At 42.1% G+C, this 21802-nt stretch carries 21 protein-coding genes and 1 riboswitch; of the genes, 15 read left to right on the top strand and 6 right to left on the bottom strand.

Features of this window, described 5'->3' with window-relative positions:
* Positions 1-149 precede the first annotated feature (149 nt).
* The 5 genes from AB4114_RS27855 to AB4114_RS27875 all read left to right on the top strand — a co-directional run bounded on the left by AB4114_RS27855 (position 150) and on the right by AB4114_RS27875 (position 3113).
* Complete coding sequence (locus AB4114_RS27855; RefSeq protein WP_441991446.1) at positions 150-833, top strand: DMT family transporter; 684 nt, start codon at positions 150-152, stop codon at positions 831-833.
* A 39-nt stretch (positions 834-872) separates the two neighbouring features.
* On the top strand, positions 873-1205 hold the full coding sequence (gene csaA, locus AB4114_RS27860; RefSeq protein ID WP_171634731.1) for a chaperone CsaA: 333 nt from the start codon (positions 873-875) through the stop codon (positions 1203-1205).
* Between the two features lie 312 nt (positions 1206-1517).
* Positions 1518-1829 (top strand): hypothetical protein, encoded by a 312-nt coding sequence (locus tag AB4114_RS27865; protein ID WP_441991389.1) that lies wholly within the window; start codon positions 1518-1520, stop codon positions 1827-1829.
* Between the two features lie 6 nt (positions 1830-1835).
* Positions 1836-2180: an FBP domain-containing protein gene (locus AB4114_RS27870; RefSeq protein WP_441991447.1), complete on the top strand. Its 345-nt coding sequence runs from the start codon at positions 1836-1838 to the stop codon at positions 2178-2180.
* A 438-nt stretch (positions 2181-2618) separates the two neighbouring features.
* The gene (locus AB4114_RS27875; protein ID WP_441991390.1) at positions 2619-3113 is read left to right on the top strand and encodes a hypothetical protein; all 495 of its coding nucleotides are present in this window, start codon (positions 2619-2621) and stop codon (positions 3111-3113) included.
* A gap of 223 nt (positions 3114-3336) precedes the next feature.
* Here the strand turns inward: AB4114_RS27875 and AB4114_RS27880 are convergent, their stop codons facing one another.
* From AB4114_RS27880 to AB4114_RS27895, 4 genes are all read right to left on the bottom strand, one after another.
* Positions 3337-4491: a DUF4179 domain-containing protein gene (locus tag AB4114_RS27880; protein ID WP_441991391.1), complete on the bottom strand. Its 1155-nt coding sequence runs from the start codon at positions 4489-4491 to the stop codon at positions 3337-3339.
* Positions 4488-5015 carry an RNA polymerase sigma factor gene (locus tag AB4114_RS27885; protein WP_441991392.1) on the bottom strand — a complete coding sequence of 176 codons (528 nt, stop codon included), beginning with the start codon at positions 5013-5015 and terminating at the stop codon, positions 4488-4490. Before AB4114_RS27885 ends, AB4114_RS27880 begins: the two co-directional genes overlap by 4 nt.
* Before the next feature lie 255 nt (positions 5016-5270).
* The gene (locus tag AB4114_RS27890) at positions 5271-8333 is read right to left on the bottom strand and encodes an amino acid adenylation domain-containing protein (protein WP_441991393.1); all 3063 of its coding nucleotides are present in this window, start codon (positions 8331-8333) and stop codon (positions 5271-5273) included.
* Between the two features lie 84 nt (positions 8334-8417).
* Positions 8418-10160 carry a methyl-accepting chemotaxis protein gene (locus AB4114_RS27895; protein WP_441991394.1) on the bottom strand — a complete coding sequence of 581 codons (1743 nt, stop codon included), beginning with the start codon at positions 10158-10160 and terminating at the stop codon, positions 8418-8420.
* Between the two features lie 153 nt (positions 10161-10313).
* A riboswitch (cyclic di-GMP riboswitch) is annotated at positions 10314-10398 on the bottom strand.
* A gap of 428 nt (positions 10399-10826) precedes the next feature.
* Here AB4114_RS27895 and AB4114_RS27900 point away from each other — a divergent pair.
* Both AB4114_RS27900 and AB4114_RS27905 read left to right on the top strand, forming a co-directional pair.
* A complete protein-coding gene (locus tag AB4114_RS27900) occupies positions 10827-11177 on the top strand; it encodes a YciI family protein (RefSeq protein ID WP_441991395.1) in 351 nt (116 codons plus the stop codon).
* The gene (locus AB4114_RS27905) at positions 11174-12406 is read left to right on the top strand and encodes an RNA polymerase sigma factor (RefSeq protein ID WP_441991396.1); all 1233 of its coding nucleotides are present in this window, start codon (positions 11174-11176) and stop codon (positions 12404-12406) included. Before AB4114_RS27900 ends, AB4114_RS27905 begins: the two co-directional genes overlap by 4 nt.
* Here AB4114_RS27905 and AB4114_RS27910 read toward each other — a convergent pair.
* Complete coding sequence (locus AB4114_RS27910) at positions 12403-12546, bottom strand: hypothetical protein (RefSeq protein WP_441991397.1); 144 nt, start codon at positions 12544-12546, stop codon at positions 12403-12405. The genes AB4114_RS27905 and AB4114_RS27910 overlap by 4 nt on opposite strands.
* 112 nt (positions 12547-12658) lie before the next feature.
* Positions 12659-13408 carry an SDR family NAD(P)-dependent oxidoreductase gene (locus tag AB4114_RS27915; RefSeq protein WP_441991398.1) on the bottom strand — a complete coding sequence of 250 codons (750 nt, stop codon included), beginning with the start codon at positions 13406-13408 and terminating at the stop codon, positions 12659-12661.
* Positions 13409-13555: 147 nt separating this feature from the next.
* Here AB4114_RS27915 and AB4114_RS27920 point away from each other — a divergent pair, with 147 nt between their 5' ends.
* The 8 genes from AB4114_RS27920 to AB4114_RS27955 all read left to right on the top strand — a co-directional run bounded on the left by AB4114_RS27920 (position 13556) and on the right by AB4114_RS27955 (position 21611).
* Entirely contained in the window at positions 13556-13759 is a 204-nt protein-coding gene (locus AB4114_RS27920; protein ID WP_441991399.1) for a hypothetical protein, read from the top strand.
* Positions 13760-13964: 205 nt separating this feature from the next.
* Positions 13965-14231: a hypothetical protein gene (locus tag AB4114_RS27925; RefSeq protein WP_441991400.1), complete on the top strand. Its 267-nt coding sequence runs from the start codon at positions 13965-13967 to the stop codon at positions 14229-14231.
* A 219-nt stretch (positions 14232-14450) separates the two neighbouring features.
* Positions 14451-16559, top strand: coding sequence for a pectate lyase family protein (locus AB4114_RS27930; RefSeq protein ID WP_441991401.1), 2109 nt, complete (start codon positions 14451-14453; stop codon positions 16557-16559).
* A gap of 640 nt (positions 16560-17199) precedes the next feature.
* The gene (locus AB4114_RS27935) at positions 17200-18270 is read left to right on the top strand and encodes a hypothetical protein (protein ID WP_441991402.1); all 1071 of its coding nucleotides are present in this window, start codon (positions 17200-17202) and stop codon (positions 18268-18270) included.
* 233 nt (positions 18271-18503) lie between these two features.
* Positions 18504-18986 (top strand): spore coat protein, encoded by a 483-nt coding sequence (locus AB4114_RS27940; protein WP_441991403.1) that lies wholly within the window; start codon positions 18504-18506, stop codon positions 18984-18986.
* A gap of 153 nt (positions 18987-19139) precedes the next feature.
* Positions 19140-20504, top strand: a complete 1365-nt coding sequence (locus AB4114_RS27945; protein ID WP_441991404.1) for an arsenic transporter — start codon at positions 19140-19142, stop codon at positions 20502-20504.
* Positions 20505-20519: 15 nt separating this feature from the next.
* Complete coding sequence (locus AB4114_RS27950; protein WP_441991405.1) at positions 20520-21188, top strand: DUF2642 domain-containing protein; 669 nt, start codon at positions 20520-20522, stop codon at positions 21186-21188.
* A 24-nt stretch (positions 21189-21212) separates the two neighbouring features.
* A complete protein-coding gene (locus tag AB4114_RS27955; RefSeq protein ID WP_441991406.1) occupies positions 21213-21611 on the top strand; it encodes a hypothetical protein in 399 nt (132 codons plus the stop codon).
* Positions 21612-21802: the final 191 nt, after the last annotated feature.

Genomic DNA, 21802 nt, shown 5'->3' on the forward strand with positions numbered 1-21802 from the left:
CATAAGGATTGATAGATAGCGACTTGATTTCGTTATCTGTGAATATTTTCTTACTCATTTCATTTTCCCATTCCCATCTTTTCTGATATAAATAAAAGTACCCTATCGAGAGACTTTTTTAAAGTGTCTACTCGATAGGGTACAGTTTAATTTTAGCCGGCCTTTTTCTAGGGTTACACTTCTTATTCTGGATGGAATCATTAGTCTATACCGCAGTTGCAAGCTCGATGGTCATCTTGGCATTACAGCCGTTATTTGTTATGATAGGTTCCTACTTTTTGTTCAAAGAACATGTTAATCTGCTAACCGTTTTTTGCTTGATCGTTGCTCTTATGGGTTCAATCGTTATTGCATGGGGAGACATAGGGATTTCGAAAAATGCGCTAATTGGCGACGGATTATCGTTAATAGGCACATTCTTCGCTTCAGCCTATCTATTGGCGGGGCAGAAAGTAAGCCGAAAAATCGATACAAATGTATACAGTATTTTCGTCTTTTTTATTGGTGGTACCGTCATGCTCGTCTACAATTTGATAAATAATTTCTCATTAATTGATTACGACACATCAGATTGGACTTATTTTTTGTTGCTTGCAATAATCCCAACTATTTTTGGACAATACATTTTTAATTTTTTGTTAAAGTCAATTGGAGCAACGACTGTCTCGGTAGGGATTATTGGAGAACCGGTTCTTGCCATAATTCTTGCGTATGTATTACTAGGTGAAACAATATCTTCATTTCAGTTCTTAGGCGGCATGATGACCTTACTCGGTATGGGAATGTATTTTTGGTTAAAATCTTTAAAGTACAATGTTCAAAATAGTAAATGAATAGTTAAAAATTCTTTTAGTTGAGTAGGGGGATGAACGATGGCAACGATTGATGATTTTTTGAAACTCGATATTCGTGTTGGAACGATTACTGAAGCGGAGTTTTTTGCAGAAGCAAAAATACCTGCGATTAAACTCCAAATTGATTTTGGACCAGATATCGGAATCAAAACGTCGAGTGCTCAAATCACTAAACGTTATAAAGCTGAAGAGATTATAGGGGAACAAATCATTGGAGTAGTTAACTTTCCCGCTCGATCTATTGCGGGTTTCCGATCAGAAGTATTAATTCTTGGAGGAGTACCGGAAAAGGGGGATGTAACTCTCTTGAAACCAGATATTAAATTGCCTAATGGGACACCTATCGGTTAATTAGGGGATTTTACTAGAGGAATATATTTCAAAAATATAAAGCGCGCTCGTAAGCAGTATATTGGGATTTATTCCATTGGGCGCAACACTTGCGGTAGAGTAGGACCTCCCTTATAATTTAAATCTATAAGGGAGGCGGTAAATATGGCAAATCATTTTGCCGGAATAAGAAGCGACTCATGCAGAGCCTTTCATTAGGGCGATCTTTGCATGGGGTGATTCGTTTATGGTGATCGCCCGAGAAAAAATCGTTTCTAATCATGGGGCTTTGCAGCTTATTTTATTTTCATCAAAAATAAGGGGCTGGAAGCTATGAGTCAACCATTCATTAGAAACCATCAATACAACGAGATTAAGAAACTGATCGGTCAGTTACAAAATGCCTGTAATTCCGTTACCAATTTGAAAGTGGTCGAAGCGGTTCGCAATGATACAGAAGTCAAGATAGGCGGATTGTTTTCGGATCTAACTGATTTGCAAAAACAATGGCTTGTGAACCTGAAACAGCTACAAACCACTGCGGACTTTCAGCGATATCTGCATGCCTTGGAGCCTTATTTAGCGGAGGAATATGCGCATGTGACGGAGAATCAAATAAAGAAACTTTTCCCTAAGCACAAGTAACTGAAAATACCTGATCTTAAAGGTATCACTTATAGATTCGCGACATACCTGGGCTGGACCGATATTGCAACGAATAAATTATTCATTGTTTATGATTTGAACGGAAAGCTAATCGGCATTGAAGGGAAGTATACGCCCACTAATAAGAAAGGCGTTTGCTTTGTGTGCAATCGGCATACGGAGGTCGCGCTTTTCACTGCTGTGACGAAGTGGAAACCGGAAGGTGCATCGCCAGATTATTACAGGGCCATAGGTAATTATTTGTGCGTGAATAGCGAGGTTTGCAACAAGAACATAACGGATGTCGAAGTATTAGAGAAATTCATTCATGGCGTGTTGGTCGGCCCGTAAAAGCCGCGAAGCATGGTTATTATTATGTTATTCAAAGGAATATAGCAGCATATAAAGACAAAGCCACTCCTGCCAATGGAGTGGCTTCTTTGGATAGAAATGCTATGTCGGCAAACAGCTAATGAGGCAAACTGTCTGCGCGCTCAAGCAACTTCTTGCTTGGATTTTATACTTGCTGTTGCAAAAAGGGTGGTCGTTCCGTTGACTGTCCGTAGCATTCCGGGCATAGCTATCACTCCCTCAATTCGATTGGTCTGTTCTCACAATATATGTGGGACCAAAAGACTCGGTGTGGGTGAATAGCTAGAAGGCCAAGCTATTCATAGCCATAGGATCAGACTTGCCAATGAAAGTATGAACCTCCAATACGCTAACATACATACACTGTACTAAGTTGGAATACATTACATTAATCAGCGGTGTTGAGGAGGGGTAGCGTTGAGATATACTGTGCAATATATACCTCTAAGTAAGATTAAGCAGGAAAGTACCGATACGAAGACCTCGCCACGTAAGAAGGAGTTAAAAAAAGTGGCACAGGACCTTATGCAATTGTTAATTGTGCAAAAAAGCAAGAAAGATGGTGGATATATTATTCAAGACGGACACCATCATTTCGCTTTCCTCAAAAAGCACACAAATAAAAATCGGGCTGTGTGTCTTGTAGATGAAAGTAAGATTTCAGCTAACTTTGGAAATCTTGTCAATCGATTTCGAAAACGACAAATGCCTTATGAAGTTCCTTACCTAAAACCAAACCGGTTTGAAATCAACAGTTGGACGATTATTCGTAAATTTTTAAAGCAAGAACCACGTTTCCGAACGCTATCCCGAAGACAGCAATTGAAGGTCATCCGGCTAGGTATTCAATATAGGAAAACAACGATTCAATCTATGAAAGCCAAAGTAGAAGACATCTTAAAAAGGCGCTAGCCAATTCAAATTCGTATAAAAAAGTAAATATTTGTTACATGATTGAAATCTTATTTTCATCTTGCATTAATCATTCGGGATTATAATAAAAGACGACCCCCTTTTAAAATATAAAACTTAGACCCGCGGCCCGTTGCTGTGGGTCTCTTTTTTGCTTTTAAAAGTAAAGGGAGGATTGCGTGCTCCGTCTTTAGTAGGTTTGCATACCCTTTTTACAGATGAACTATTGCACCGAAAGTACAGTCTCTAGCTCAGGGATGTATTCCTTGACTATATTTTTGTCTTCCCACCGACCTATAACCCCAGCTGGGGCTTGACCTTCGGATACGACTAAGTACGGTTTGATGGTTACGGTACGCGGTAGAGTCTTGAAAGGTTCAAAGAGAATAGTATAAGATTCGCTAATGTGGTGAGAACCGATGGGCTTCAGTTGAACGCCATGTTCATCCACAATGTCATACTGAAGAGCGATGATGCCCCCGTTAGCACCCTTGTATTTCGAAGGGATAGAAGCGAGCATTTCTTCTATGCTCTGGCCCGGTTTGGTTCTGTACGCAACGGATAACTGCGTTGTGATTGGGCTGATTTCCAGCTTGCTGTTCTGCAAGTTAATGTTATAGTGATGCTTGGTCTCCTCTGAAGTTAGAACGGTAACGGGCGTTGATTTTGTAACAGGTAGAACGAATTGGAACGGGACATCGTAACCCTTTAACGTTACATTTACAGTCAAGTCAAACTGATCAGGGAACTGGACAGTCTGGTTAATGCTAGTCGTGCTGGTAACCTGAACGATTAGGCTGGAAGCAGTCTCACCGTCCATGAATTCGTAACCCCAGTTTAGGGGTTGACCTTTATAGAGGACCTCAAACTTATCTAACGCTCCTTTATTGGCATCCGAAGGCGGCGAATTGGGCTCCGAAGCCAGACGGTTTCCAGGAGTGGTTACGTTCATAAGAATTCGAGTCCCGTCAAATAACAACGTTGGAATATTCATAGTCACCTTGCCATGGGTTACGCTTTGGTTTACGTTTGTAATGAAATCTTCGGCTTGTTGAAGACCGGGATCTCCGTTTTTTTCACCCCATAATGAATAGATTTGTCCTAGAACCGGAATTTGCTTGAGTGCATCAGCCATTGCGGGCGATACGAAGCCGGAAGCAAGGAGTGTAACTCCCAGGATTGCAGCGGCTGTAGTGGAAACCCACCATTTATTAAAAGTTCTTGATACATCTCTCTTTCTCTGAATGGGGAAAATGGAATTATCGGTTTCCCTGATGATTTGGTAAGTCTCATTCAGCTTGGAGCGGGCAATATCAGATAACTGATCGGGAAGTAGGCTTTGGCAGTTCCTTAATTGTTCTTCTAACTTAGTGTTCACGATGTCGCAACTCCCTTTTCTTGATTGATTTGAGATGAATGCTTTAGCTTTTTACGGGCGCGATGCAGCCGGGTCTTCACCGCTACCGTAGAAATTTCGAGAATGTTGGAAATTTCACTGATCGGCATGTCCTGTAGGTAATGAAGGAGAATGACAATCCGTAGGTTCTCCTCAAGATGTTGAACGGCATCCCATAATTCGATTTTCTCATAATCCTTGGAAGTGGAAGGGACGTCGGGAAGCTCTCCGGAAGGGAGGGCTCTTGAGCTGCTTTTGACCATTTTGTTGCATTCATTAATCAGAATTCGGAATATCCACGTTTTGAAAAAAGCGGGCTCTCTGAGTGTATGGATGGACTTAAAGGCTTTAAGTATCGTCTCCTGAAGGGCATCTGCACAATCTTCGTCTTTGTTGACGATGGACCTTGCAGTTCTATATAAAGGTAATTCTATCTCTTGCATCAACTGCATGAATGCTTCAGGGTCCCCAGCTTTGGCTTTGATGACAATAGGATCTAAATGCAAAGGTTTACCTGCTTTCTTGACTAGTAATTTTAGTATGTTCGTAACGTTACGTATATATTAGATCGGTTAGGTAGCTAGAAGGTTACATGGTAAAAAATAACGTATTCAAGGATAGCACCTTTATAATAAAAGTCGCTCCCCCTTTTATGAAATAAACGTAGACCCTCAGCACGTTGCTGAGGGTCTGCATGGTAAATAGATTGGATTTCATTCAATTAGGAATAGGAGGGGCTGACCACAATTTAATGTTAGTTCCTACGGTTTGGGGAAATATCCACGATCAACTGCATGCTCTACCAAGGCGGCTACCAAATCTCTCAAGCTTGGCAAGGGAGTTAAGTAACCAGCTCTCTGAATGGAGCTCTCGCAGCCATAAAGGTATGGTGAAGTTCGAACCCCGTCACCTTCCAATAAAGGAATGGCTAATTGAACAGCTTCCTTACTGATGTTGTTGCCTTTTGTGATGACCCACTTTTCGAACTCTTTTTGCGGTAAGAGATCAATGGCATACCCTAGTTCTCTCAGCGCATCAATGAATGCATCATAATGTGCTTGAACCGGATTACAAATGTGATAGATTTCACCGAATTTACGCTGCTTCATTAAGGAAACCATAAAGCTGCTTGCAAAGTCGATCGGAGAGATATCCATATGTGTGTCTACGACAGGTGCTTTACCTAGAAGCAGGAATGCCTTGATCATACGATAGAAATAGTTTTCATGGATATTTTTTTGAAAGCGACCGGTCACGCTGTGGCACGACAAATTGCCTGCTCGATATATCGAACATGGCAGCCCCGCACTAATGGCTTCTATGACACATTTTTCCGCTAAAAGTTTACTGTTTGTATATACATTTTCCAATTTTAAGTTATAAAACTCCTGGAAATTTTGCGATACCGTTTCCCAATATCCTGATGATGCCATATCTTCTGGTATTCCTATTGTAGAAATGAAGTGGAAGGGGACAGTCGGCCTATCGTATACCAATTTCAGCAGGTTTTGAGTGCCAATCACATTGGTTGCATGAAAATCATCCATACTGCCAAAATGTCTAACATCCGCACCAGCATGGATAATAGAAGTAATTTTAGTAGAAACAAACTTGCGTTCTTCGGCGCCTAAGCCTAAGTCAGCATTCACCAAATCACCCTCGAGTACGAAAATCCTGTTCGTATACTTGGCAAAAAACGTTTGACCCCAATAGGAGTCCAAGGTTTCCCAAACCCGGGAAATTCCGTTATGGCCAAATTTGGGACGAACCAGCAGGTGGAGGTTGGCTTCTGTGGTTGTTAACAACTCATATATCAGATGTGAACCCAAATACCCTGTTGCCCCAGTTAGCAAGATGTCCGAACCTAAACCGTCTTGGCTATTCATCTCCACCTTTGGAAGAAGCGGCAGCTCCCTAAGTGTTTTGTACTCGGTGACAGGCGTTTCTTTAGCTTCGTCAGTATCGGTGGATAACGTAGAAATATAGGCAGCCAAATCTTTCACCGTTGGATGTTCATACAAATTATTCATCCGCAAGTTGAGGTAATCCTGCTTTAGACTCGATAAAACCGCCATAACCCCTAGAGAGTCTCCGCCGATCTCGAAGAAACTTTCGTTGCGACTGACTCGCGCAAGTCCTAAAATTTCAGACCACACGGATGCAATGGCACATTCTAATTCGCCAACCGGCTCTTCATAAGGAATATTCGTCTCCGCAAGATCGATGTTATCCATGGCGAGCAGCTTTTTTCTGTCTACTTTGCCTGTTGGCGAGAGCGGTATTTCCTTCAGCCCATAAAAAAAGCTAGGAATCATATAATAGGGAACGTACGATTTTAAATGCTCGCGCAACTCAGCGCTGGATACACGGGATTTTGAGGAGTAGAAGCAAGAAAGATGCTTTACTGTATTGTTATCTTGGATAGCAACTACGGCTGCATCGAGAACGGAAGGGTGTTTGGACAAAGCGTTCTCAATTTCGCCAATTTCAATGCGAAAGCCACGCAGTTTTAATTGCCCGTCTTTACGGTACTGAAATTCGAGACTGCCATCTGATAAAATTTTGACAATATCGCCTGATTTATAAACCTTCGAGTAAGGAGCGCTGCTGAATGGGTTATTAATGAAAACTTCATTCGTTTTGTCAGGAAGATTCAAATATCCTTTCGCGAGGGCAAAGGTTTCTATATGAAGCTCTCCTTCTTGGCCAACTTCTGCCAGCGTGCCATCAGCTTTAACCACATAAATCTTGTAATTGCCGATAGGGGAGCCAATGGGGACAGTTATCGAATTGCTGTTCCAATAGTCCGTTATCTTGAAGGTCGTTGTAACGACGGTGCACTCAGTTGGTCCATAAGCGTTAAAAATGACGATATCCTTTCCAAACTTGTCTTGGAACTTGCGTACATGGTCGGAGAGTAGTGCTTCCCCGCCTACTGTAATGTTTCTTACAGTTTGCCACATAGATTTGGGGCTGGAAATAGTTGTTTCAGATATCCTATTAAATACAGATGTGGGAATACAACCAATGATAGTAATTTTTTTGCTTTCAAGAAGCGACAAAAAAAGCTCAGGCGTCAATTGCTCTTCCTTCGTTAAAATGACGAGCGTTGCACCATTGAGCAAGCAGTTAAACGTATCCAAAATGGAAGCGTCAAAACTAAATGTAGAAAACTGAGTGAGTACGTCTACGCTTGAAATTTCCAATTGTTTGGTGAACGTATTCCAGAGATTCACGACTCCTCGGTGAGCGATCAGTGTACCTTTTGGATTCCCGGTGGAACCTGAAGTGTAAATCACATACGCCAAATCATCCGGAGTGATGTTTGCATCCTCGAAACTGGTCTCGTCTTTCTCCAAACAATTCTCTATCGAAATGGGGGTATCGACACCTAACGTAAGACATAACTCTGCAGCGCTTTCGAGGTGGCTCATCTTCATAATGAGTTGTTTGCAACTAGCATTTTGTACAATATACCGATTGCGTTCGATAGGATGTTCGGGGTCAATGGGGACATAAATGCCGCCCATTCGCAATATCCCAAGAATGGAAATGACGGTTTCGGGACTGCGCTCCATATAAATACCGACAAAATCACCTTTGCGGCAGCCGGCATTGGTCAATGCGTTCGCAACCTGAGCGCTCTTTTTGAACAAATCTGCGTAAAGAATTTCATTGTTACCGTGAGAGATCGCTGTTTTACTTGCATACCTCGTTGCTACGCGCCGGAAGATGGATGATATCGTGTCTGTTGCTGGGTAGGCTTCGTACGTATTGTTGATTTGGCTGTAGATGGACGGTATTTCTGTGACGAAATTAAGCATAGTCTCTCTCCTCTATGTTTGAACTATGTTATTGGAACGGATTACACAACGACAAACGTTGTGTAATCCGGAATTCCTAACCATTTATTTCATCTCTATTTCAAATTTACCTACCATATCGCTCAATTCCTCTGCAACCGTGGAGAGCTTGCTAGCGAAAGTTGAAATGCTTTGTAAGGAAGATTCCTGAGTCAGAACCGAATCCATAATTTTGTTTGTACTTTGTGCTGTTTTTCTGGAAATACCACCCAATTCGCCMATCATGGCAGTCACCTGCTCTGTACTAGCAGACATTTCTTGTGTAGCGGATGAAATATCTAGAACCTGATTAGATACGACCTGCGATGCGTCGAGAATATTAGTAAAGGATTCACCTGTGCTTTTGGCAATTTCCATCCCTTTTTGGGTTTCATTTGTACCTTGCGTCACGAACGTAACTGTGTTTTGTGTTTCCGATTGAATGTCGGCAACAAGAGTTTCAATCTGACTTGTCGAATTTTTCGATTGATCAGCAAGCTTACGAACCTCAGCGGCTACAATTGCAAAACCTCTGCCATGTTCGCCAGCTCGAGCGGCCTCAATACTTGCGTTTAAAGCAAGTAGATTGGTTTGCGCAGTTAGGTCTTTAATGAGATTGAGAATATTACCTATCTCCTCCGATTTCGATTCAAGGAGCTTGATCGTGCCTGCGGTAGAAATCGAGTTCGTATTGATGCGACCCATTTGATCCGATATCGTCTGAGCGGCCATATTGCCTTCTTCGGATAGATTTTTCATAGCATGAGAAGCATTGGCAACTTCGGTCGCGTTTTGAGCGATGACTTGTAAAGAAGCTGCAATTTCTTCAACTGATCGTCCGCATTCTTCTGTAGAATTTTTTTGCTGGTCGACATGCGTATTCATGTCTCTGATTTCTGTTGTGATCAGCTCAATGCTGTGACGATTGTCTTCAGTGATGCTGAACAGTTCGTTGGAAGCATCGGATACACTTGAAGCTGTTTGTTTAATACTTGATAATATTTCACGAATATTAGAAAGCATCATATTGAATTTTTGATTTAATTCGCCGAAACCGCCGTTTTCCTCCAATGTGAAATTGAACTTTCCGATAGAGGCTTGTTCAATTCCACGCATTAATTGGTTGATCGGCATAAGCGTTCTTCTTGCCACCCAATATTGCGCMCCGTTGCAAATCACCAAGGCGATTAAGAGTAAAATGATCGAACTCAGGAGGAACGACTTTTGAGCATCGGGAATCACTTTTGCGTCTACATCCACGCCAAAGTAAGCTGCAACATTGCCACTATCGTCAATAATTGGGTAAAGAACGCTGACCCAAGTGCCGTAATCATCTTTATAGTAAGAAGTGAAGGTCTCGGTTTTGGTTTTCAACATGGCTTTCAAACCGTTGACGATCCCTTTCGGTTGCTCATACATATCTCCGATGTTCAAACCTGCTTCTTTAAAAGCTTTAACAACGTGACTCGGGAACGAAATCAACGATGTTTTATTCCCATCCGCTAACTCAACCCCAAATATGTAAGCTTGCGCTACATTGGCATTGAAGGCAGTGTAACTATCAAATAGCTTGGTTAATCGTTGCTGCTCGCTTGCTTCATAGCTTTTATCACGTAGTGCACCCTGGACGTCTTTATAGGATATACCTTGTGCCCACACGGATGTCATATTATGGGTCTGCGTTCTCAACGTATCTGTTAAAATTTGATTCTGAAAATAAGCGCTGATGGAAATAAGCACTACCCCGATGACTAGCAAATTCAACATCGAGAATAAAAGATTTTTGCCGAAATAGTTCTTGGTCTTCAATTTAACTGCACTCCTTAGATGCTATTTGTATTGACATGAAACGCTATAATCCGTGAATATCCCCCATTCTTCGACATTTTTTGATAATTTCAGTAGGGATAGAGGCATAAAAAAGCCTATCCCAAGGTGTTCGGGATAGGCTTACTATCACAAACTGGCGGTTTGGCAGCCATAGCTTCGAAGCTTTAGGCCCATAACTTTGCGCCCTTATCTTTCGATAAGTTTGCCATTTACAGTTAAAATATCTGACAATTTATGACTATTATAAATTATTGATACATTACTGTAAATACCATGTGTATATATGTATTGTAAACAAATTGTGACATATGCGACTTTCAGGTGATACATAAGGATCATAAGACGACTTGTCACATAGGCAAATTGCATCAGGTGTTTCAACTGTAGAAGCGGCCTTCGCCACTCGTAGCCCGTTGTTGATTCGAATTATGGATACATACGAGACGTGATCACCTACGGAACTATCCTAATATGTGGTATTATTTTTTTACATAAGTAGGAAGAAGAAAGATTTATTACATAAGGAGAACGATTAGTGATAGTGCAAAAATATTTTTGCATGATGTAGAAATTCATCGATCTGGGTCGTCATTATAGTGAAGTCATGAAACAACCCCATTATGAATGTTGAGAGGAGCAATAACCATGAACTACACACTGCTTATGTATGAAACGACAGAGGATTTCGCCAAACGAAACGATCCGATTCACAAGGAGGCATATGCCGCAAGCTGGGCCCATTATGTTAAAGCAATGCTCGATTCCGGCATTGTTGTAAACGGTGCAGGTCTGCAGGCACCGGAGACCGCGACTACGCTTACCCTCAGGGGTGGTGAAATGTTGGTTCAGGATGGGCCGATCACCGAAACCAAGGAGCATATTGGCGGTTTGATGGTTATCGACGTGCCGGATATGGATACCGCATTGGAATGGGCGGCACGTTGTCCCGGCAGCTCGGTTGAAGTCCGCCCTAACTTGTACCCGGTTACGCTATGAGCGCTATGCATGCTGAGCAAATGATTGAACAGACGGCCCGTGATTCCTACGGCCGTCTGGTTGCTTTTCTGGCTATGCGCTGGCGTGACCTAGCCGCAGCGGAGGATGCGATTGCCGACGCTTTTCTGGCCGCGCTAGAATCATGGCCTGCGACCGGAGTACCAGATAAACCGGAGGCCTGGTTGCTAACGGCTGCGCAGCGCCGACTGATCGACGGTACACGGCATGCCCGTGTGCATGCCGGTGCGGAGCAGACTTTGATCGCGATGGCGAATACTACGCAGCAATGGTCCGAACTCGAAGCGTCTTTTCCTGATGAACGGCTCAAGATGCTGTTTATTTGCGCCCATCCCGAAATTGATCCAGCCGTGCGTACACCGCTCATGCTCCAGTCCGTCCTTGGCCTTGACGCAGCCCGCATTGCTTCTGCTTTCGTTGTTAAGCCTGCGACGATGGGGCAGCGGCTTACTCGTGCGAAAGCGAAACTGAAGAGCGACGCTATTATTTTCGACATGCCCGGAAAGGACGAATGGCCAGAGCGTCTTAAATCCGTGCTTGAAGCTGTCTATGCAGCTTATGGAAGTGGCTGGGATGATGTAGTCGGCGTAGATCCACGTCGGAAAGGACTGGCCGAAGAAGCAATTTTCATGGGAAGATTGATCTTACAGTTTATTCCAGGGGAACCGGAAGCGTTGGGGTTGATGGCACTTATGCTGCACTGCGAAGCACGCCGCCATGTGCGGCGCAATGAGGCAGGTGACTATGTTCCGATAACCGAACAGGATTATTCCCGTTGGTCAATCACGATGATTGAGGAAGCGGAGCATTGCCTTCGTGTTGCCGCGCAAGGGAACCGCATCGGGCGGTTCCAGCTTGAAGCGGCGATTCAATCCGTGCATGCCCAGCGTGCCTGGACGGGCCGAACGGAATGGGAAGCAATCGCGTTGCTGTACGAGGGGCTCGTGGGTATCGCTCCAACGATCGGCGCAATCGTCGGCCGGGCGGCAGCCGTTGCTGAGGCGCGTGGGGCAGAAATGGGGATGGCACTGCTGGAAAAAATGCCGACCGAAGCGGTCAAGAGCTATCAACCTTATTGGGCACTGAGCGCCCATTTGCTCAAGCGGATGAAGAGGTTCGAAGAAGCTCGAACCGCATACGGCCGTTCCATCGGACTGTGTATGGATCCTTCCATTCGCGCGTACCTGGAGAAGCAAGCTGGAGAATGTTAGTCAAGTCTATCTTCTCTAGCTTCGACTTCGCCATTCATTTGATCGGCATAGGCACGCATCAGATCGTAATCGTGATTAAACTCAGGTTCTGCCGTGCGTGAGTCTTCTTGCTCTTGAGGGAATATTGTCTCATCCTTCAAATTGCTCACCCCTTCCTTTATTAGGGATTAGGATTACCTATATCCAATTTGTTATCCATTCCCTGTCATGGAGCGACTTAGAAAGCAGATAGACAGTTAGGCATTTAGGCAGTTATTCCTCTATGTACATCATTTTAACGGTCATACCGCCATCTATCGTCAAGTTCTGGCCCGTAATGAATCCAGCCTTCTCGCTAGCCAAATAAAGACAAGCCTCTGCAACATCTTCTGGCCTGCCTACTCGGCCTACTGGATGCTGGCTTTTATCCACTTCCGTGTGGGAAAAGGTGCCCTCATCCCTTACTTCAATCCACCCTGGAGATATCGCGTTGACACGAATACCGTAGCCGCCTAAACTGATGGCCATCGCATGGGTCAGTGCAGAGATGCCTCCCTTGGAGGCTGAATATGCCTCGGTATTAGGCTCAGACATAACAGCTCTAGTCGACGAGAGATTAATGATGGCGCCGCCTCTGTCTTGTGCTTTCATAATGCGGGCTGCAGCCTGTGAGCAGTGAAAAGTACCTCCCAGATTTACGGAAATGACCCGCTGAAACTGCTCAGCGCTAAGCTCCAATACATCGGTATTGTGCATGATCCCTGCATTATTCACCAACACATCGATGCTTCCCAAAACGGAAGACGTACGTTCCATCCATTGCTCAACCTCCTCAATCTTGGAAACGTCGACCTTCATGAAGAGGGCATCATCCGTAAAATGGCGCAGAAGCTCTATTGTCTCTAATCCTCGATCTTGATGAATATCCGCTATGGATATGCCATACCCTTTTTGTGCAAAAGAAAGTGCAATGGCTCGTCCGATGCCCTGACCTCCGCCGGTAATGACTGCGATTTTTCGCATATGAATCACCTCTATCTCTATTTTCCAACAGTGTAACACAACTGCTGCTTTAACATACCTGTCTCCTCTTGACTCTGACACTAATGTTAACGTTTATACTGAGATTATCTCGAGTAGAAATCTGCCTGAAAGGAAGTAGGATACGTTATGACGATTACGCAACAAGAAGAAATCATGATTAAAGCTCTTCGTGAAGCAGCATTGCCTCCATTATTTGTGCTCATACGAATTAGAAATGAGATTGCAAATGACACTATCAATGTCGAGGAGAGCCGTAGAGATGACGTGGTGAAAACATTAGAACAATACATCGCTCCACTTTGGGAAGATTATCATAAAGATCGAAAATGAAAGCCGCTGAAGGATGAGGGTAGTTAACAAGGATATTGTGAACGTCGCTCCGGAAGGATGCGGTGACAAGTCGATCTTTTGGATCTTATTTCTATTGCACAGAGACCCTCAGCCTATTGTTGGGGTCTTCTTTGTCATTTAAGGAAAAAGATGGTATGTTGTAAATGATTGGAATACCGTATTGACCAATAGGAGTGTGATGACAATGCAACAGGCTTCTGATTATCTGTTTATGGGTTCTTTAATTTTTTTGGTAATAAGCGTCCTCATATTTTTTGTGGGAAGTGGAGGCATGTCTAGTTATAACAATGTTTCCAATGCCACAGGTGCTTTAACAGATTTACAAATGAATCATGATCACAAAAAAATGTTGGATACGCAAAACAATCGGTTAGTTAGACTTTTTAAATCCTATCTATTTTGGATTCCTGTCGCAGGAATCATTGTTTCTATTGTGTTATCTAAAATATAGGGGGCACGGATCCCAGTATTTTGAATATTTGTAGGAAGTATCATATTTCTTTCCAATAATCATTAGCTCAGAAAAATGGAAAATATGAGCAAATGATTGTTTCGGAACCTCTTTCCAAACTGATAAGCTGAGTCTGAGCTTGGATGAGGCAAGGGGGGATGCGTAAACTTGTAAGCGGTTTCTGATACGTTATAACAATATTACGTGGGAGGAATTACATTGAAAAAAAGTGTTTCAAAGGTAACGAGTTATGTTTTATTGTTTGCTTTGGCGCTATCTATTATCGCAAGTGGAGTGGCGAGTAAAGCCGTACATGCTATCGGTGTTTCGATTACGGGCAGTGGAGGCTGGAATGAGACGGCCTTTGTAGAATGGTCACCTGTAAGCAATGCTCAAGGCTATAATGTATATGTTAAACCTGCAAGTGCTGCAGATTCGCAATATAAACAAATGGATACGCAATTAATCCGACAATACCCTTCCAAATGGAGAGCTGATGCTGTAGGGCTTGCAGCTGGAAATTATGTAATGAAAGTGGAAGCCGTACTGTCAGATGGTTCAAAAGAAAGTACGGTTACAAATACGCTATCCGTAACGGCACATGACAGATCTGGTTTTGCTTTTTCAAATGACTCACCATTTGGCACAGGTTCAGGTGCTTATAATGATGATGGAACACTTAAGAATGGTGCTCAAGTTATTTATATAACATCTGCGACTGCGCAGACAGTAACACTTGATGTGATAACAAGCAGCTCAGGTACAAAAACAACAGGTGTTGGTCTAGGTGCAATTATGGCACTAAGACAAAAAGGGTATGATAAGACACCACTTGCCATCCGATTTATTGGAAAAGTGACAGATGCCAACATGAGTGGACAACTTAACAGCAGTGGATTTCTTCAAGTAAAAGGTAACGCCAATTATGCGGAAATGAATATTACCTTAGAAGGTATCGGGCAGGATGCTTATGCGTATGGATGGGGATTCTTACTTAGAGCTGTTGGTAATGTAGAAGTAAGAAACTTTGGTATAGCGTTATTCCCTGACGATGGCGTTTCACTTGATACAGGTAATGTAAATGTTTGGGTGCATAATAATGATATTTTATATGGAAAAGCAGGCGGAGATGCTGACCAAGCCAAGGGCGATGGTTCAACTGACCTGAAAAAAGGTTCAACTTATCTTACAATCTCATATAATCACTATTGGGATTCCGGAAAAGCGGCGCTAGTCGGTTTTGATGACTCGGCAGAATTCTTTGCAACATTCCATCATAACTGGTTTGATCATTCAGACTCTCGTCATCCACGTATACGAACAGGATCTATTCATATCTATAATAACTTCTTTGATGGCGTCTCCAAATATGGTACGGGTGCTACAACAGCAAGTAATGCCTTTGTAGAATCAAATTATTGGAGAAATGCTCATAACCCAATCATGATTTCTTTACAAGGCACGGATATTAAAGATGGTGTTGCTAATGGCACATTCTCCGGTGAAGCAGGAGGCATGATTAAAGCCTACAATAATACGATTGATAATCCGAATAGTCTCATTTATGCAAATTCCAACGCAGGAACAGCTCCAGCTAATGCAACATCATTTGATGCCTACTTAGCTTCATCTAGAAATGAAACAGTTCCMAGTTCATACAAAACATTAGTAGGTGGAACAGCTTATAATAACTTTGATACATTGAAAGATACGGGAGTAACTGTAGCGAACATTGATGCTGTAAGCACTGTTGAACAAGTGGTTACCGCAGAAGCTGGACGCCTAAATAAGGGAGACTTCACATGGGATTTTGTTGATTCCGTTGATGACATTTCGTCCACCCTAAATTCACCACTGATGACCAAAATACTAAATTACACATCTCAACTTGTATCAGTAGGTGGTAATTCAACACCGCCAACGGGTACTCCGGCACCAACGTCTACACCAACTGCCACACCAACAACTACACCAGCACCAACGTCTACACCGGGTACATCCATTGTTCATAACTTTACAACAGATGGCAAAACAAGCAGCTACTTCACAATTGTAGGGAGCCTCTCCACAAGTAAAGGAACAGTGGTATATAATGGCTTAACACTAACGCAATGTTTAAAAATGGAGAGCTCAACCAGTGTTGGGTTTACCACAACAACGGCTAAAACTTTAACATTAGTGTTTAATCCAGCAAACGGGCTCAAAGTTAAGATAGACGGAACAAGTTATGCAATGACCAATGGCATTGTCAGTGTTTCACTTGCGCCAGGCGCACATACCATTATCAAAGAGGATGTTACAAATCTTTATTACATGAAGCTAGAATAGAAGCTTATAAGTGCTGCCGACAGTATCGCGATATTCGCATATTGTTGGTAGTTTTTTTTATTTAACCAACGGACCAGATTTAATTAAAATTGTCCCTGATAAAAAATCCCCTATGTAGGGGATTTTTTATTTCAATTGCCACATCAACAAGACTAGGTCATCTAGTCAAAGTCATTAGTACCCGTCTCCCTAAAAGGTTGTGCCTTCAAAAAGCTAGGATTCTGGGCACTATTCCTATTAAGTTCTGGAATTATATCATTTTTAAACGACCTAGCATAAAGCGCCGTCGGAGGCTTTAATATACCATACAAGCCAATTCCCGAAAGAATAAGTATACAGATGATAAACATGGGATACCTCCTGTTCGTCGAATCGTAACTAATCACACTTCACGTATATTACCTGACAAATGACATGAATCGATATTTATACTGCATGTATATGTCACGTCATTGAGAGCGATCTAGGGTATGGCCCGTATTTCTTCTAAATATCAATTATAATTCTTAAATTGTATCAAAATGTGCTATTTCACTAGAACAGGCTATTTTATAGGTTCATACACTGTTATTGCAAACACCCACATAGATAAATGTTCTCTAGTAACTAATGCCTAATTTTCTGGAAGGAGAGGTACGTCATGATTAATCGATCACAAGTATTTTTTAATCCTAAAGCTTTTGGTACGAAACCGTTTCGTATTGAAAAAGTTGTTGCTAAACTTAGTCCATCCAAAGTTAATGAAAAGGCAGACATCTCCCAATCGCAAGATAGTGGCTTGGAAGAACTTTGTATATTAGGCAAACGAAAAGACCCAGGTCATTGTACAAAGCATAAGAGAAAGAATAAAAAAGCATGCCACAAAGCAAAAAGAAGGCATAAATGCAAAAAACATCATTGTAAGCGATGCCCTAGGGGAGAAAGGGGACCAGCAGGACCAGCAGGACCAGCAGGGCCACCAGGGCCAGCGGGGCCACCAGGGCCAGCGGGACCAGCGGGGCCAGCGGGACCACCAGGACCAGCAGGGCCAGAAGGGCCAAAAGGACCGAGGGGACCAGAAGGACCAAAAGGACCGAAGGGACCAGAAGGACCGAAGGGACCAGAAGGACCAGAAGGACCAGAAGGACCAGAAGGACCTCCAGGATCCTCAGGGCCGCCAGGACCACCAAAGCCACCAGGACCACCAAAACCTAAACCGCCAGGACCAGGTAAACAGGATGACAGGTCTAACAACGGGGGTTGCAAATGCTGTCATAGTGCGGATGGCATGCAAAACCTTCTAAGTCAACTCAAGGACAAACAATTGAAAGAATTGCACACATTAGACTACTCTAATGGGAAATATTCGAATGCGAAGATTATTTCTGCCGAAAACCACCTATTAAATTTCACAAGTAACGGAATAGAATACTTCGTACCTACACATCTTATTGCTGGCCTAGAGATATGGACGGGGGATTTCGACAGTAAGTTAATGAATGATCAAGAAAACAGCGATAACAGTGAAAGCTCAGCTATGATGGGCCTGTTCAAGCCATTAGTCGGTAAGGCTAAAGTTGATTTCAATACGTTAGCCGAACAGTTAAATGATGTATCCAATGCGGCTGTTATCGGACTTATCGAAGGAATCGTCGTATTGTCCACGCGAGATACCGTATATGTTGTTGCCTTAAGCAGTATTTCCAACGTTTCTAATATCAAAAATATGTAATTCTAAGAAAATAATAATCCCCTCAGTTACTTATGAGACACGTTTATTTAAGTGTAAACGTGTCTCTATTGATTGGAGGGGTCTATGTTTATATCCACGTACAAATACCCTCTAGTGATATACGTGGAGTTTTTCAGAGGCGGGGCATTCGTTTAGTACAAACCATTGCTAGGTGCGTATATATACATCATGCAAGAACAACTAACCACTACCTGAAGGGGGAAATGATTACCATGGCATTTGATTATTCTGTATTAATGGGAAAACAACTAAGACTTGATCGTGGGGGCCCTGAGTCTCGGCAAGGCGAGATTGTTGCAGTAGGGTTTGATTATGTCGGTATCTATAATGAGAAGGATGGACTTATTTATTACAACACAAGTCATCTGAAGAGTCTTACAGTAAATACGAAGGACGCTGTGGAGTACTTGACAGCTACACCGACTAGTCCTGCAACATTGAAAATTATGGAAGCAGACAATTTTGTTAGCTTATTAAAAGGTATGAAGAATCTTTGGTGCCAAGTTAACCGTGGAGGGCATGAAAGTATTCAGGGTGTTATGGCTGATGCGAGTGATGATTTTATTACCATGGTTGTAAATCATGAATTGGTCACTATTTTTAACTTTCATATTAAAAGCATATCTTATGGTGTTAAAAAAGAAAATCAAGAGGAAAAAAAGGAACAAAAGCAAGATAGCAGCGAAAAAAAATAATCCATTTCTGAATTTTATAGTAGGTGGGAGGAGGGGGGAATTTGCTGACCATTGTAATCCTAGCTGGATCGACATTATATAAAATTCTCACCCTCCCTGTCATTGTTCTGAATCTTGGACCATCATCTGCCAGCCCTTGTGAGGTGCAAGCACATGTTTGATATTACAACTGCGGTAATCTCCATTGTTTTTTTTACCGTTACGTTGTTGATAATTTGGAGGCCATTCGGTATTAACGAATCTATTCCAACAACCCTTGGTGCTTTGATTTTCCTGGCATTAGGAATTGTTCCTCTTACAGGTGTATACCACATCGCTTCCATTGTGAGTGGGGCTAGCATAACCATTATATCAACAATTGTAATGTCTATTGTTTTGGAGAGCATTGGGATTTTTCGGTGGGCAGCTATTAATTTGGCTGTTCGGGCAAAAGGGTCAGGTCGAGCACTCTTCTGGTACATTAATATATTATGTTTTCTAATGACCATGTTTTTTAATAATGACGGAAGCATCCTAATTACAACCCCGATTATCATCCAAACCTTATCTATACTGAACTTAAAAACTAGGCAAAAAATTCCTTATCTCGTATCTGGCGCATTAGTTGCTACTGGAGCAAGCGCACCTATCGGCGTTAGTAATCTAGCAAATCTGATTGCGTTAAAAACAGTTGGTTTAGATCTTAACACATATACAACAATGATGTTCATACCTGCCATGACAGGGATTATTACAATTACCTATCTGCTTTTTTTATATTTTAAGCGCGAGATTCCTGTGAAAATTATGACCTTGCAGTCCAACTCAATAAGCACGATTGTACACAATAATTTTTCGACATTTCACCCCCTAAAGGTAGATCCAGAGGAAAAAGGATATATTGATTGGGGACTGTTTCGTATTTGCATCCTTGTTGTTATTCTAATTCGTTGCAGCTTTTTCTTGCTGACCCCCTTTGGGGTTGCAACGGAATGGCCAGCAATTATTGGTGCAATTGTTCTAATTGTAGTTAGGTGGATACGTAAAGGGATTGGCCCCAAGGATATTTTTGTAAAAACACCCTGGCACATTCTAATTTTCGCTTTCAGTATTTATGTCATCATTTACGGGCTTCATAATTCAGGTCTGACGGATTTTCTCGTACAGTGGCTTGGCGGAGCGGTTGCCCAAAATCACTTTAATGCCATTTTTGTTATGGGTATTTTGCTTACTGCTATGTCCAATTTGTTTAATAACCTACCTTCAATTATGATTGGTACCTTATCTTTGCAAAATATGGGTTTAGACACATTTACTATGCATACTGCCTATTTGGCGACAGTCATTGGTGCAGATATCGGTTCATTATTGTTACCGATGGGGACGCTAGCTTCACTGATATGGATGCATATTCTGAGAAAACATCAGATAAGGTTTACTTGGAGCCAATATATCAAAGTGACGATTATGATCATTCCTATTGGTCTTTTTATAAGTCTTCTATGTTTATATGCATGGACGGGCTGGTTATTTAAGTGAAAGGAGGTGACATTGATGGACCTTTTTCAGAAGAAGATAGGAGCGGTAATTGACGTTGAACTGCTAGGTGATAAATGGCACACTGGCATTTTGGTGGATGCGGGGCAAGACATCCTAGTTATATATAATGGAGAACGCTATATTTATATTCCTTCTTTTCATATTCTAAATGTCAGTATGAATACCAAAAAAAGTTCAACGGACTTCTCCGCTCTTACTGAAAAACCAATCAATAGTGACAAAATTTCATATAGAAAAATGTTAATGAATTCCAAGGGTGTATTTACAGAAATTTTTGTTTCGGGGTTTCAGCCTGTACATGGTTACATTACCCATATCATGACAAATTACTTCGAATTCTATTCCCCCGTGTACAAAACGATGTTTATCCCATTAATCCATTTGAAATGGCTTATTCCGTATAGTGACTACCATACACCTTACCTTCTAGATAAAAATTGTTTTCCTGTAAATCCTTCCGATTTGCCTCTATCACGCTCCTTCGAGGAACAACTAAGAAAGTTGGAAGGCAAAATAGTCGTTTTTGACTTGGGGAGAACCCCCAATAAGATAGGATTACTTAAAGAAATTGAAAACAATATCGTTCACATGATTACAGCGGAAGGCAAGACCTTTTATACGAATATACAACATATTAAAAGCGTCCATTCGCCGACCATGTAACAATAAAATTAGGAGGTAATGCATATGCCTGGAGGGAAAGGTCCTGGTAAACACGGCCATGAGCACGGTGAACACAAGAATGAGAATGGTAATAAAGAACAAGAAGTAAAAGAAACAAAGGAAACGAAAGAAACGAAAGAAACAAAGGGAAAAGAACAAAAAGAGGGAAAAGGCGGTAAGGAAGGTAAGGAAGCAGCAAAAGGGGCGGAACATAAAGAAGAAAAAGGTAAAGGCAAAGAAGGCAAAGAGGGCAAAGAAGGCAAAGAAGGCAAAGAAGGTAAAGAAGGTAAAGAAGGTAAAGAAGGTAAAGAAGGTAAAGAAGGTAAAGAAGGCAAAGAAGGCAAAGAGGGCAAAGAGGGCAAAGAAGGCAAAGAGGCAAAGGGCAAAGGTAAGGAAGAAAAAGAAGGTAAAGGCAAAAAGTAGGAATGGTGTTAGCATAATTTTAAGAAAACCACTCTCTGACTCTGATGAGGGTGGTTTTTTACTCGTATAATAGTCTCAGCTAATTCCCCTGTAGAACTTGCTGGCATAAAAGGTAGTGGCTATCTTTATATCGCATTGTGTAATTTTTGGAAACCGAATAAAATTGTCTTATTGTGAAGAATTTCTCAACC

The organism is Paenibacillus sp. 2RAB27, from assembly GCF_052115445.1.
Classification (GTDB): domain Bacteria; phylum Bacillota; class Bacilli; order Paenibacillales; family NBRC-103111; genus Paenibacillus_E.